The organism is Pseudoalteromonas sp. NC201, from assembly GCF_002850255.1.
In the GTDB taxonomy this organism is placed as follows: Bacteria; Pseudomonadota; Gammaproteobacteria; order Enterobacterales; family Alteromonadaceae; genus Pseudoalteromonas.
Genome location: NZ_CP022522.1, coordinates 1,903,928 through 1,917,822 on the forward strand (window position 1 = coordinate 1,903,928; position 13,895 = coordinate 1,917,822).

Genomic DNA, 13,895 nt, shown 5'->3' on the forward strand with positions numbered 1-13,895 from the left:
AATTCAAGCGATAAAAATCTTAACTATACTGGTATTAGCCTTGGCCGCGACTTTGCCACGCTTTATTCACTGAGCGTCGCCACAGGTAGTCGATACCGAAAAAGCCAATAATGGCGGCAAGTGTTGCGCAGATCAAAGAGCCGACGATAAATGCAGGCCCAATCGTTGTTAGGCTTTGTGCAAGCCATTCCCAACTTGCCTCAAAATGGAATGGTTGCTGCTCTTGACCAAGAGCAAATACACCGACTAGGTATGAGCAGTAAAATATAGGTGGCATCGTAAGTGGATTGGTGATCCACACGAGTGCAATAGACAAAGGCAAGTTAACGCGAAATGGAATCGCTAGTGCTGCCGCCAGTACCATTTGAAAAGGAACAGGGATGAATGCGAAAAATAGCCCCACCGAGAATGCGCCGCGTGCTGAGCGCCGGTTTAAATGCCACAGGTTGGCATCATGCAGTAACTTACCAAAGATTTTTAATGATTTCTGTTGTTTGATTTTATTATGATCAGGTAAAAAGCGTTGAATCGTTTTTTTCGCCATTTGCAGCTGCCATCTACTTGGATTCTGATATGTTTTGGAATAATTCTGGGTTGCTTCAGTGCGGTATTTCTTCTCGACAATTGGCGATCAGCCGCAATAAGCATATTCCTCTACTTCATGGGCCGCTATTCTAAGCTTTTTTGTCCTATATTGGCAGGATTTATTTTAGGGATTTCCATTGCTATTGGTCATTACTTTGTTTTTTATCAGCTAAAAATACCAGAAATGTGGCAATCGCAGCTTGTTACTGCTTCGGGTAAAGTTATTGAGGTTGATAATTCTGTGATTGGTGAAGCGTTAAAGGTAAAGCTTGAGCAAGTTGATGGCTACCAATTTGCCCGTTGGCGTACAGTAAACGCAAAACTCTATCGTAACTCATCCACGCCTATGTTGCGTGTCGGTGACCACATTGAATTTACGGTAAAACTTAAGCGTTATCGTAGCCGAATTAATATCGGACTCTTTAATGCTGAATTGCATGCGTTTAGGAAGCATATATATTTTAAGGGCAGCATCAAAACAATCAAGTCGGTAGTGAAGGACACTACGTGGCGAGATAACTACCGCTTATTCATAGATAAAACGCTTGATGGGCGAAGCTATGCTTGGCTGTACTATATTTTGTTAACTGGCGATACAAGCAAAGTCGACTTCGAAAACAAAACACAATTTAGAAGTCTTGGCTTGAGCCATCTGTTAGCGATTTCAGGGCTGCATATCGGAATGGTATTTGCCATCGCGTTTTTGCTGATAAAAGTCGTGCTGTATTGTATCCCGGTAATAATTTCCCAAGCAGCTAACTTACATCAATGGTGTTTGGTTTTTGCGTTACTGTTGTGTTTTGGTTACGTCATTCTCTGCGGTTACAGCGTATCGGCGACTCGAGCTTTAATCATGGCAATGGTGTGGGTTGCTTGTTACCTCTTTGCTGTGCGCCTTAAAGCGCTTCAGGTGCTAACAGTAGCGTTGACCATCGTCTTGATAGTAGACCCGTTTTCACTACTTAATCCTGGTTTATATTATTCCTTTTTTGCGGTTGCTATCATCGTAACGTTAGTGACAAAAGTTGGCAGAGGTTTAGGTGCAAAGCTACTTGCCTTAATTAAGTTGCAGCTTGCGTTATTTATCTGTCTGTTGCCACTCAACCTGTATTTCTTTTCCGGTGCGAGTATTATCTCATTGGTTGCGAACATCATTGTGATCCCGTTGGTTTCCATCGTGGTATTTCCGCTACTACTGCTTCATGTTACTGCGCTGCACGCTATTGGTTGGCAACTTCCACTTCATTTAGTTGATAATGTGTTAGTGGTTCTTTTTGAGCTGTTGCAAAAGTCTCCACTTAGTTGGGTAGATATACCCGGCGTTTCGTCCATGTTTCTAATAACCAGCTACTTAAGTGCTTTGCTGCTGTATTTATTCAGAAATTATCTTGGTTTATTACCCATATTGTTTTTCCTCGTTCAGTATCAATTTCGAGCCTCTCCGCTATGGCAAATCGATATCTTTGACGTGGGTCACGGAACGGCAGTGTTAGTTTCTCGCAATAACAAAGGGCTGCTCTATGATGTGGGGGCCAAGTATTTTGGTTATTTTTCGATGTTCGAGTTTGTGATCAAACCTTATCTTTTGAATAATCGAATTACGCTGCAAGATACCATCATTAGTCATAATGATGGCGACCATAATGGTGGCGTTGATGACCTCATTGCCTATGATGGCGGAAAATCGTTACAGCGTTTTCACCCTGCAAGTCCAGCTGATAGTTGTGTGCTAGGAACACATCAATTTCAAGGGCTAGACGTATCTGTGATCTGGCCTCAAGAAGTGTCGAACAATGACAATAATAATTCTTGTGTGGTTCGTATCTCTGATGGGCGTTTTACGCTTTTATTACCAGGAGATATTGAGAAAATAACTGAAACTAAGCTGCTTAACATTGAAAAAGAAGCACTCAAGGCCGATATATTACTGGTTCCGCATCATGGTAGTGGCAGCTCTTCAAGCGAGCAGTTTATTCAAGCGATTGACCCTGATATAGCGATATTTTCTCGTGCCTTTTATTCGCCGTGGAAAATTCCCAATGAGAAAGTGATTGAAAGATACCAAAGAGTAGGAAGCACACTATTGGATACCGCCTTAGATGGCCATATAAAGATCTCAATTTTTGCTCAAGAAATTACAGTTGAACGAGCTCGGGAAGTGGAAAATTACTGGTTTCTCAGATAATCCATTCAGTTTTAATGATTTGAAAGTTACAATAATGCCATATAGAAAAGTAGAGGCTGGCAATGCAACCAACCGACAAGCAGATTTACGCTAGATTATTTAGCTATGTAAAAGACTTTAAACTCGCTGCCATATTTTCAGTAATTGGCATGATAGGGTACGCTGCGATGGACGCTTCGTTCGTTGCCTTAATGGATCCGTTTATCGATGAGGGTCTCACTGCAGGCAATCGCGATGTACTAAAATTGGCTCCCTTTGTTGTCATCGCGTTAGTTATTGGACGCGGCATCTTTAATTATATGGCATCGTATTGCTTGTCTTATGTCGGGTCGCAGGTTGTGCGTGCTTTGCGACAGCAACTATTTGAACACATGTTGTATCTACCAGTGTCGTTTCATGATCAACATTCTAATGGTGAATTGATATCAAAAATCACTTTTGATACGGAGCAGGTACAGCAAGCCGTCACTAAGGCACTTCAAGTGCTGATCCGTGAAGGCGCATTTGTTTTTTTCTTACTTATCACGATGTTTTATGCAAGTTGGCAGCTATCGCTCATTTTCTTAGTTGTGGTACCGATCGTGGCGGTGATCGTTACTGTGGTGTCTAAGCGCTTCAAGAAAATCTCCAAGAATATTCAAGATGCGATGGGAGAAGTGACGAAAAGCTCTGAGCAAATGATGGCGGGTCATAAAGTCATTCATGGCTTTGGTGGCCAAGAAAAAACCATCTCTCACTTTGCTAAAGTTAATAATCATAACCGTCAGCAACGCGTAAAAATGGATGCGACTAAAGCGCTGAGCGTATCTATCATCCAAATCATAGCAGCGAGCGCAATGGCGGTGATACTCGCGATTGTCGCGATGCCTACTATGGTAGACAAAATTTCATCGGGCACTTTTGTCACTTTGATCACCTCTATGATGATGATGCTGCGTCCTTTAAAACAACTTGCCAATGTGAATAGCGACCTGCAACGCGGGATCTCTGCGGCGAAAAGTGTGTTTGCGGTGATTGATCTTGAACAAGAAAAGGACACTGGCACTCAGTCTTTATCTCGTGCTCAAGGTAACCTACAAGTCAAAGACTTAACCTTTACTTATCCATCTAAAAACGATCCGGTGATTGAGTCATTAAACCTTGAAATCAAAGCTGGGCAGAGTATTGCGTTGGTAGGTAGAAGTGGCTCAGGCAAGTCAACTATCTCTAATCTATTACCACGTTACTATGATATTGAAGTGGGCAGTATTGAGTTAGATGGCACGAACATAAATGATTACCAGCTTGCGGATCTACGCGCGCAGTTTTCCATCGTGTCGCAGCAAGTGGTGTTGTTTAATGACACCATTGCAAACAATATTATGTACTCGTTAAAGCAACCCTTATCGCAAGAAGCCCTAGAAAAAGTAGTAAAACAAGCCCACGTCTGGGAATTTGTTAAAGATCTTCCTGAGGGTCTAAATACCGTTGTTGGTGAAAATGGCGTGATGCTTTCTGGCGGACAACGACAACGTATCGCTATCGCGCGTGCTATTGTGAAAGATGCACCTATCCTTATTTTAGATGAAGCAACATCAGCATTAGACACAGAATCTGAGCGTTTGATCCAACAAGCGTTAGAAGAGCTGATGGCCGACAAAACAACCATAGTAATTGCCCATCGGTTATCGACAATCGAGCGTTGCGACTGCATCTATGTGCTAGATAAAGGCAAGATCATCGAACAAGGCATGCATGCTGAATTGGTCGCGCAGGAAGGGGTTTATCATGCACTTTGCAAAATGCAGTTTGGTGAGCAATAAATGGCATCCAAAATAGAGCAAAGTTGGTATAAAAAACCGGGACTACTAACGCTATTATTGCTTCCGCTAAGCCTGTTATTTGGACTTATTAGCTCGGTGAGAAAGGGGCTTTATCAACTCGGCTTTTGCCCTGCGTACCGCTCGCCTGTTCCGGTTATTATTGTCGGTAACATCAGTGTGGGCGGTAACGGCAAAACGCCATTTGTACTTTGGTTAGTCCCTTTTCTTGAAAATCTTGGTTTTAAGGTTGGGGTGATCAGTCGAGGCTACGGTGCAAAACCCAGTTCAACCCCATTTTTGGTCACTGAAGCGACCTCAACGGAAGAGGGCGGTGATGAACCTTGTTTGCTCGCCAAACGATTGAAATGCCCAGTGATGATTGGTGCTGATAGACAAGCCAGTATTGAAAAATTATTGGGTAATAGCGATGTAAACATCATCGTCAGCGACGATGGGCTACAGCACTATAAATTGGCACGAGATATTGAGTTCTGTATTGTTGATGCTGTGCGACGCTTTGGTAATGGCTTATGGATGCCAGCAGGGCCGCTTAGGGAATTACCTAAGCGTATTCAGAGTGTTGATCTTGCCGTATATAATGGTGGATGCGAAAGTTATTCCTACACGTTAGAGACCGTTGGTTTTTTTCGTGTTACAGATGATAGTCCAGCATCCAATATTGAAATGGCTGGCGCTTCAGTCTGTGCTATCGGCAATCCCGCGCGATTTGAAAATACGCTACGAGATAGGGGGATTGTTCTGAGTGAAAGCCTACATTTTGCGGATCATCATCCATATCAAGCGTCCGACTTCGCGCAAATCGATAACGGCGCTATTTTTATGACAGAGAAAGATGCGGTAAAGTGTCGCACTTTTGCAAAAGATAATTGGTATTACCTCAAAGTAGATGCCAAACCTACATCAGCGCTTGAAAAAGCGGTATTAAATTTACTTAAAAAGAAAGAGATTTATCATGGCCTTTGATACCAAATTACTAGAAATAATTGCCTGCCCAGTATGTAAAGGCAAATTAAGATATGACAAAGAAAACAAAGAGTTGATCAGCACAGCAGCGAAGCTTGCTTATCCAATTAAAGATGATATTCCTGTGTTATTGGAAAACGAAGCGCGCGAGCTGAGCAGCGATGAGGTTGAGCAGTGGAATTCGTAGTCGTTATTCCGGCGCGTTATGCTTCAAGCAGGCTGCCTGGTAAACCACTTGCTGATATCGGCGGTAAACCAATGATCCAGCGTGTTTACGAACAGGCAATTCAATCTGGCGCGGCAGCGGTTTATATCGCAACCGATCACAGTGCGGTATTTGAGGCAGCGCAAAACTTCACTGATAACGTGCTCATGACGCGTGAAGATCACCAATCTGGAACTGAGCGACTCGCCGAAGTTGTTGAACAACTGGGGCTGAACGAACAAACCTTGGTGGTCAATGTACAAGGTGATGAGCCACTGCTAGAGCCTGATAACATCGCACAAGTGGCAGCACTACTGCACCATTCTGATGCACTGATGGCGACTTTGTGCGTTGATGTGGAAGATGTGGAAGAGGTGTTGAATCCGAATGCGGTGAAAGTGGTGTCTGATATTCAAGACAACGCACTGTATTTCTCTCGCTCGTCTATTCCGTTTCAGCGTAACAGCATGTTAACGCTCGACAAAAATAGCATTCCAGTGAGCCATTTTAAACGTCATGTTGGCATATATGCCTATCGTGCGGGCTTTATTCAAACCTATTTATCGCTAAGTGTTTCACCGCTAGAGGTGCAAGAGTCACTAGAGCAGCTACGTGTGCTGTATCATGGATACAAAATTAAGGTCGCTAAAGCGGTTAAGCCGGTGCATGCTGGAGTGGATACCCCCGAAGATTTGGCACGGGTTCAAGAGATACTGAATGGAAAAGTTTAAGCTCATTGCGGACGAGATAGACTATGTGGTTGCATACAAACCACAAGGTTTGAGCTTCCATAGTGAGGACGGTGCAGGTTTTGTTGCCTTACTGACGGAGCAACTAGGCTATCCCTTATTTGCGGTTCACCGCCTCGATAAAGTCACGTCGGGACTCATCCTTTTAGCGAAGTCTAGCGAGGCTGCAAAGCAGCTGACGAGCCTGTTTTCCGCCCGAAAAATAGACAAATTTTACCTGGCGTTAGTTAGTGCGAAACCGAAGAAAAAGCAAGGTTGGATAAAAGGCGATATGGCTAAGTCGCGCAGAGGCACCTATAAACTGATTAAAACTAAGCTAAATCCTGCGGTGACTCGATTTTATTCATGCTCTGTTGCGACCAACCTACGAGCTTGTATCGTTAAACCGTTTAGCGGTAAAACACACCAAATTCGGGTGGCACTAAAAAGCATCGGTGCGCCAATTTTAGGTGATTTAGCCTATAGTGGAGAGCCTGCAGATAGAACGTATCTTCACGCATTTTGCCTTGAATTTGAGTGGCAAGGTAACCATCAACACTATCAAGCGGCGCCTGAAGGTGATGGTGCATTTGGCCATTTATTGGCACATGAAATCTTTGCAAGTTGGCAAAATCCAAGTCAATTAGAGTGGTAACATGACGGATTCGAATAGAGAACTAAGATTTGGCGGTATTGGTCGGTTATACGGTAACGCCGAGTTGGAAGCATTAAGTAAAGCACACTTTTGTGTCATTGGTATTGGTGGCGTTGGCAGTTGGGCTGTAGAAGCGCTAGTGAGAACGGGTATAGGTAAAATAACGCTTATCGATATGGACGATATTTGTGTAACCAACATCAACCGTCAGTTACATGCTCATAGCGAAAGTATCGGGATGCAAAAGATTGAAGCAATGCGAGATCGCTGTCTTGCGATTAACCCAGATTGTGAAGTTACCCTGATCGATGATTTTCTGATGTTAGATAACATTAGAAACTACATTCAAGGCTTTGATTATGTTATCGACTGTATCGACGCGGTTAAAGAGAAAGCGGGGCTAATCGCACATTGTAAGCGCAATAAAATACCGGTGATCACCACAGGTGGTGCAGGCGGTCAAACCGATCCGAGTCAGATCCAGTATGGGGATGTGGCAAAGACGACCCATGATCCGCTGCTGGCAAAAGTACGCTATATTCTCAGAAAACAATATAACTTTAGCGATAATCCAAAACGTAAATTTGGCGTAGATTGCGTGTATTCCACAGAGCAACTCGTTTACCCAAGTACCGATGGCACCGTGTGCAAAGCAAAGCAACAAGCTGAAGGTGGGAAAAACATGGACTGCGCCACCGGGTTTGGCTCTGCCACTATGGTAACCGGGAGTTTTGGTTTTTTTGCGGCGTCCAAAGCAATACGTAAGTACCTCGATAAACAAAGCAAAAGCAGCGAATAAGTGTGCTCGTTTGAGCACCTTATATCACGTTATTTTAATATCTCTGCCTGCACTTGGATCTGTTCAACAATCGCACGGATACCATTACCTCTAGATGGACTTAGGTGAGTAATTAATCCAAGCGACTCAAACAGTTCATAAGCATTAAATTGGCTTGCTTGTTCTGGCGTTTTACCTGCGTACGCTGCAATGATGATTGCAAGTAAGCCTTTAACAATACGCGTATCTGAGTCGGCAATAAGTACGAGTTGCTGCGCACTTTCATCTAAGTCCACATAGAGCCAAACTTTACTATCACAGCCCGACACTAACGCTGAGTCAACTTTCAGCGCATCAGGAAGCTCAGGAAGTTGTTTACCTAGCAGCATAATTTCACGGTACTTGGCTTGCCAGCCATGACTTTCAGATAATTTTGTTGTGATATGTTCAATATTCATAAGTTTAATCTAATAATTCTATTGTGGCATCTAATGCATTAATAAAATGCTCAATATCATCTTGGTTATTATAAAAAGCCAAACTTGCACGTACAGTCCCATTAACCTTGAGCATTTTCATTAGCGGCTGAGTACAATGGTGTCCGCTTCTGACTGCTACGCCGTATGTATTGAGTAGTGTGGCAAGATCGTAGTGGTGCTCGTTTTTATAGTTAAAACTGACGACGCCAACATTGTTTTGTGTATCGCCATAAACCGTGATGCCTTCAATCTGTTTTAGCTTTTCTAGAAGGGAGTGATAGAGCGCTTGCTCATAGCGTTGAAGTGCACAGGGATCAATCTCGTTTACATAATCTATCGCTGCGGCAAAACCGATAACGCCAGAAATATTGGGAGTGCCGGGCTCAAACTTGCCAGGTGCATCTCGATAGCTGGATCGCTCGAAGCTCACTTCTCTTATCATTTCACCGCCGGTTTTGTATACGGGGAGCGCATTTAGTTGCTGGTATTTACCATAAAGTCCGCCGACACCTGTTGGTCCAAGTGCTTTATGAGCTGAAAAAACATAAAAGTCGCAATCCAGTGCTTTTAGATCAGGTCTTAAATGCAGTAAAGACTGTGCGCCGTCGATAACCGTGATGGTACCTAAGGCCTTGCAAACCGAAATGAGCGACTCAATTGGATGAATATTCCCAAGTGCGTTTGAAACATGGCCCATCGCTAACACATCAGGTTTATGCTGCTTTAACATCGCAATTGCGCCTTGCTCATCGAGGATGCCGTCTAACATAGGTAACACCAGTAAAGTTGCGCCGGTACGCTGACAAGCTTCTTGCCAAGGCACTATGTTAGCGTGATGTTCAAAGGGACTGATGGCAATTACACTGTCTGAAGTGAAACGTGCACTCAGGCCATGAGCCAACAAGTTTAGTGATTCAGTTGCGCCGCCGGTCCATACTATTTCTCGTGTTTCAACATTTAAAAAATTGGCAATTGTTTCTCGGGCACTTTCATAGCGAACGGTGGCGTTTTCACTAAGCGTGTGTAAACCTCTATGTACGTTTGAATTCTCATTTTGATAAAAAGTTTTTATGACATCGATGACTTTGTTCGGTTTTTGCGCAGTTGCAGCAGAGTCAAGATAGCAAAGCGGCTGCCCATCGAGTTGTTTGTTCAAAATTGGAAAGTCGTTGCGCAGAGATTGGATGTCAGTCATAACGTACCTGAGTTAATTGAGCAGCGCGATTCTAACGAATACGCGGCGATATTAAAACAAAAAAGGCCGCATTAAGCGGCCTTTTCAAACACAATAACGAGATTATCTGTCGTTTTGTGTTTTGTAGTCGCGAGACGTGTAGCCTTTGTAAAGCTGACGCGGACGACCAATTTTGTGTCCTGGCTGAGAAAGCATTTCGTTCCAGTGTGAAATCCAACCCACAGTACGAGACATCGCGAAGATAACCGTAAACATGCTTGTTGGGATACCGATTGCTTTAAGAATGATACCTGAATAGAAGTCTACATTCGGGTATAGCTTCTTCTCAATGAAGTAAGGGTCTTCTAGGGCAATCTGTTCAAGTTTCATTGCTACGTCAAGCAGTGGATCTTGAATGTTTAGCTCTTTAAGCACTTCGTGACACGTTTGACGCATTACCGTCGCACGTGGGTCAAAGTTTTTATAAACGCGGTGACCAAAGCCCATTAGACGGAACGGATCGTTCTTGTCTTTTGCTTTTGCAACGTACTCGTCAATACGATCAACAGAGCCGATTTCTTCAAGCATAGTTAAACATGCTTCGTTTGCGCCACCGTGTGCAGGACCCCAAAGTGATGCAATACCTGCCGCGATACACGCGTAAGGGTTTGCACCTGAAGAGCCAGCAAGACGAACTGTTGAAGTTGACGCGTTTTGCTCGTGATCTGCGTGAAGCATGAAAATACGATCCATTGCTTTAGCAAGTACAGGGCTGACGTTGTAGTCTTCAGCTGGCACAGAGAACATCATGTGGAGGAAGTTTTCTGCGTAGCTCAAGTCGTTACGTGGGTATACGAACGGTTGGCCAACGTTATATTTGTACGCCATTGCAGCAATTGTTGGTAGCTTAGCTACTAACTTGATTGCACAACGCATACGTTGATCTTCGTCAGAAATATCCAAATCTGAGTGGTAGAACGAAGATAACGCACCAACTACACCACATAGCATTGCCATAGGGTGTGCATCTACACGGAAGCCTTGGAAAAACGCAGCTATCTTCTCGTGCATCATTGTGTTGCGAGTGATCTCATCTGAGAACTCAGCTAGTTGTTCTTCGCTTGGTAATTCACCGTTTAATAGTAGGTAGCAAAGTTCAATATAGTTAGAATTTTCAGCAAGTTGCTCAATTGGATAACCGCGATGAAGCAGTACACCTTTGGCACCGTCAATGTAAGTGATAGACGAGTCACAAGAGGCAGTCGACATAAATCCTGGGTCATACGTAAATAGGCCGTGAGCACCTAAAGAACGAACGTCAACTACGTCTTGACCAGCTGTACCTTCGTAAATTGGTAACTCAATCGGATCGTGACCATCAATATGGACTGTGGCTTTTTTATCTGCCATCTATTTGTCTCCTATTTAATAACAATATTCTGATTGTTATGTTGTGATACTAATGTTAAGCAAATTCAGATCATTCTAACTTATAACCTAGGTTAAAAGTCAATTTTTCTGTGATTTATGCATAAATGTATAATAAATATTCTACGACGATTAAATATTAGACCATTCGCTAATTCGCAAGCGTCTCTATCTAAACAAGAATTGTAAAAGGGCGCATAGCCTTATATACTGTCAACGGTTTTATACCGTATCGTCTGTGGGTAAACCTATTTTTACATCAATTTTTACACTCGAGTGAACTTTTTGGTGTCCTAATTGGTTTATCTAGAGTGTGCCACCTACATTTGCAATATGTAGGTGGGTTTCATAAAAACAAGTAGATGAGCTCCTTTGTGGGCAAAGATGGGCAAGTAACTGTGAAAAAGCAAAGACCTGTAAATCTAGATCTTACGACTATATCTATGCCGCCAACGGCTAAAGCGTCGATTCTTCACCGTGTCACCGGTGTTGCTTTCTTCTTCGCTTTGACCTTTGTGATTTGGGCTTGGTCTGAATCCCTTTCTTCTCCTGAAGGCTTCGAGTTTGTAAAAGAACTGATGTCTGGCTTTATCGCGAAATTCATCGCGTGGGGCACCCTAACTGTATTGTCTTACCACATCATCGGTGGTATCCGTCACATGATCCAGGATATGGGACATTGGGAAGAATTAGAATCAGGCAACAATAGCGCGAAGATTGCACTAGCACTTTGGGTTATCGTAGCAATTTTGGCTGGAGTATGGATATGGTCTTAAATCAAGCGACTCTAAAGCGTGATGGCGTACAAGACTACGTGTCACTACGTACAACTGCGTTAATTATCCTAGCTTACGCGGTATTCATCGTAGGCTATCTTCTAATTACTCCTGAACTAACTTATGAAGCTTGGTCAGGGTTGTTCTCAAATTTAGCTGTTAAAGCAGCAACGATGATCACACTAGTATGTATCATGGTACATACACGCATCGGTTTGTGGCAGGTTCTAACTGACTACGTTAAGAACTCAACAACTCGCACTATTCTTGGCTTTGTATTAAACCTTATGGCTTTAGCTTACGTAGCTATTGGTCTGTTTGTTCTGTGGGGTGTTTAAGTGAAATATAACGTACGTGAATTTGACGCAGTTGTAGTCGGTGCAGGCGGTGCGGGTATGCGCGCGGCACTTGCTATCTCGGAATCAGGCAAAACTTGTGCTCTTATTTCAAAAGTTTTCCCAACTCGTTCTCATACAGTATCAGCACAGGGTGGTATCACCGTTGCGCTAGGTAACTCTCACGAGGACAACTGGGAATGGCACATGTATGATACGGTTAAAGGTTCTGATTACATCGGTGACCAAGACGCTATCGAGTACATGTGTAAAACAGGTCCAGAAGCTATCACTGAACTTGAGAACATGGGTCTACCGTTTTCTCGTTTTGAGAATGGTCGCGTATATCAGCGTCCTTTCGGTGGGCAGTCAAAAAACTTTGGTGGCGAGCAAGCTGCACGTACAGCAGCCGCAGCGGACCGTACTGGTCACGCGTTGCTACACTGCCTATACCAGCAAAACGTTAAAAACAAAACAAACGTTTTCTCTGAGTGGTATGCACTAGACCTAGTAAAAAATGACAATGGCGATGTAGTGGGTGTCACCGCAATCGACATCGAGTCAGGTGAAATCACCTATTTCAAATCAAAAGCAGTTGTTCTTGCAACTGGTGGTGCGGGTCGTATTTTCGCATCGACAACGAATGCGCACATCAACACAGGTGACGGCGTTGGTATGGCGGTTCGTGCTGGCATTTCAATGCAAGACATGGAAATGTGGCAGTTCCACCCGACAGGTATCGCAGGTGCGGGTGTACTAGTAACAGAAGGTTGTCGTGGTGAAGGTGGTTACCTTCTAAATAAAGATGGCGAGCGCTTCATGGAGCGTTATGCGCCAAACGCGAAAGACCTAGCATCACGTGACGTTGTTGCACGTTCAATGATGACTGAGATCCGTGAAGGTCGTGGTTGTGATGGTCCTTGGGGTCCGCACATCAAGCTGAAGCTTGACCACTTAGGTGCTGAGACACTTAACTTACGTCTTCCTGGTGTTTGTGATCTAGCGAAGACATTCGCACACGTAGACCCAGCGGAAGAGCCAATTCCAGTAATCCCTACTTGTCACTACATGATGGGTGGTGTACCTACTAACGTAAACGGTCAAGTACTGAACGTAGACGGTCAAGGTAATGAAAAGATCGTTGAAGGTCTATTTGCAGTAGGTGAGATTGCGTGTGTATCTGTACACGGTGCAAACCGTCTAGGTGGTAACTCACTGCTTGACCTTGTCGTATTCGGTCGTGCGGCGGGTAACTTCCTTGGTACTTACTTGAAAGATGCTGAAATCGCCAAAGAAGCAAGCAACGATAACGTAGACGCAGCACTTGCGCGTACTAACCGTTGGGAAACTTCTGCGAAAGGTCAGGGTGAAGATCCTGTACAAATCAAGAAAGATCTACAACGTTGTATGCAGCTTAACTTCTCGGTATTCCGTGAAGGTGATGCAATGGCTGAAGGTCTTAAAGAACTTAAAGAGATTCGTGAGCGTCTACAGTACGCACGTCTTGACGATAAGTCTGCTGAATTCAACACGCAACGTATCGAGTGTCTAGAGTTAGATAACTTGATGGAAACAGCGTATTCGACAGCGGTTGCTGCGAACTTCCGTACGGAAAGTCGTGGTGCACACTCTCGCTTCGATTACCCAGAGCGTGATGATGAAAACTGGTTGTGTCACTCGATTTACAACCCAGAGTCTGAGTCTATGAGTAAGCGTGAAGTTAACTACGCGCCTAAGACTCGTGAAGCATTCCCACCGAAAGCACGTACATACTAGGAGCT

14 protein-coding genes are annotated in these 13,895 nt (G+C 43.8%); 10 read left to right on the top strand and 4 right to left on the bottom strand.

The window, feature by feature from the left end; genetic code table 11:
• Window positions 1-34: 34 nt before the first annotated feature.
• On the bottom strand, window positions 35-544 hold the full coding sequence (locus PNC201_RS07940) for a DUF2062 domain-containing protein (RefSeq protein WP_010371507.1): 510 nt from the start codon (window positions 542-544) through the stop codon (window positions 35-37).
• Here PNC201_RS07940 and PNC201_RS07945 point away from each other — a divergent pair, their 5' ends adjacent.
• The 7 genes from PNC201_RS07945 (at window position 545) to tcdA (ending at window position 7,943) form a co-directional block, all read left to right on the top strand.
• A complete protein-coding gene (locus tag PNC201_RS07945; RefSeq protein WP_233525249.1) occupies window positions 545-2,770 on the top strand; it encodes a DNA internalization-related competence protein ComEC/Rec2 in 2,226 nt (741 codons plus the stop codon).
• A 62-nt stretch (window positions 2,771-2,832) separates the two neighbouring features.
• Window positions 2,833-4,572, top strand: a complete 1,740-nt coding sequence (gene msbA, locus PNC201_RS07950; RefSeq protein WP_102056718.1) for a lipid A export permease/ATP-binding protein MsbA — start codon at window positions 2,833-2,835, stop codon at window positions 4,570-4,572.
• Window positions 4,573-5,556 carry a tetraacyldisaccharide 4'-kinase gene (lpxK, locus tag PNC201_RS07955; RefSeq protein WP_102056719.1) on the top strand — a complete coding sequence of 328 codons (984 nt, stop codon included), beginning with the start codon at window positions 4,573-4,575 and terminating at the stop codon, window positions 5,554-5,556.
• Window positions 5,546-5,743: a Trm112 family protein gene (locus tag PNC201_RS07960; RefSeq protein WP_010371492.1), complete on the top strand. Its 198-nt coding sequence runs from the start codon at window positions 5,546-5,548 to the stop codon at window positions 5,741-5,743. The genes lpxK and PNC201_RS07960 overlap by 11 nt, the downstream gene beginning before the upstream one ends.
• On the top strand, window positions 5,731-6,492 hold the full coding sequence (gene kdsB / locus PNC201_RS07965) for a 3-deoxy-manno-octulosonate cytidylyltransferase (protein WP_102056720.1): 762 nt from the start codon (window positions 5,731-5,733) through the stop codon (window positions 6,490-6,492). The genes PNC201_RS07960 and kdsB overlap by 13 nt, the downstream gene beginning before the upstream one ends.
• The gene (locus PNC201_RS07970; RefSeq protein WP_102056721.1) at window positions 6,479-7,144 is read left to right on the top strand and encodes a TIGR01621 family pseudouridine synthase; all 666 of its coding nucleotides are present in this window, start codon (window positions 6,479-6,481) and stop codon (window positions 7,142-7,144) included. Before kdsB ends, PNC201_RS07970 begins: the two co-directional genes overlap by 14 nt.
• A 1-nt stretch (window position 7,145) precedes the next feature.
• Complete coding sequence (tcdA, locus tag PNC201_RS07975) at window positions 7,146-7,943, top strand: tRNA cyclic N6-threonylcarbamoyladenosine(37) synthase TcdA (protein ID WP_010604647.1); 798 nt, start codon at window positions 7,146-7,148, stop codon at window positions 7,941-7,943.
• A 29-nt stretch (window positions 7,944-7,972) separates the two neighbouring features.
• Here tcdA and PNC201_RS07980 read toward each other — a convergent pair whose 3' ends face one another.
• The 3 genes from PNC201_RS07980 to PNC201_RS07990 all read right to left on the bottom strand — a co-directional run bounded on the left by PNC201_RS07980 (window position 7,973) and on the right by PNC201_RS07990 (window position 10,985).
• Window positions 7,973-8,380 (bottom strand): SufE family protein, encoded by a 408-nt coding sequence (locus PNC201_RS07980; RefSeq protein WP_102056722.1) that lies wholly within the window; start codon window positions 8,378-8,380, stop codon window positions 7,973-7,975.
• A 4-nt stretch (window positions 8,381-8,384) separates the two neighbouring features.
• Entirely contained in the window at window positions 8,385-9,596 is a 1,212-nt protein-coding gene (locus PNC201_RS07985; RefSeq protein ID WP_102056723.1) for an aminotransferase class V-fold PLP-dependent enzyme, read from the bottom strand.
• Between the two features lie 102 nt (window positions 9,597-9,698).
• The gene (locus tag PNC201_RS07990) at window positions 9,699-10,985 is read right to left on the bottom strand and encodes a citrate synthase (protein ID WP_010371472.1); all 1,287 of its coding nucleotides are present in this window, start codon (window positions 10,983-10,985) and stop codon (window positions 9,699-9,701) included.
• 416 nt (window positions 10,986-11,401) lie between these two features.
• On the opposite strand from PNC201_RS07990, the gene sdhC reads away from it, so the two are divergent.
• Genes sdhC through sdhA form a run of 3 tightly spaced genes read left to right on the top strand, consistent with a single transcriptional unit; the run spans window position 11,402 to window position 13,890 of the window.
• Window positions 11,402-11,779, top strand: a complete 378-nt coding sequence (gene sdhC, locus PNC201_RS07995; RefSeq protein WP_125252744.1) for a succinate dehydrogenase, cytochrome b556 subunit — start codon at window positions 11,402-11,404, stop codon at window positions 11,777-11,779.
• A complete protein-coding gene (gene sdhD / locus PNC201_RS08000; protein WP_010371467.1) occupies window positions 11,770-12,117 on the top strand; it encodes a succinate dehydrogenase, hydrophobic membrane anchor protein in 348 nt (115 codons plus the stop codon). Before sdhC ends, sdhD begins: the two co-directional genes overlap by 10 nt.
• Window positions 12,118-13,890 carry a succinate dehydrogenase flavoprotein subunit gene (gene sdhA, locus PNC201_RS08005; protein WP_010371464.1) on the top strand — a complete coding sequence of 591 codons (1,773 nt, stop codon included), beginning with the start codon at window positions 12,118-12,120 and terminating at the stop codon, window positions 13,888-13,890.
• The last annotated feature ends 5 nt before the right edge of the window (window positions 13,891-13,895 follow it).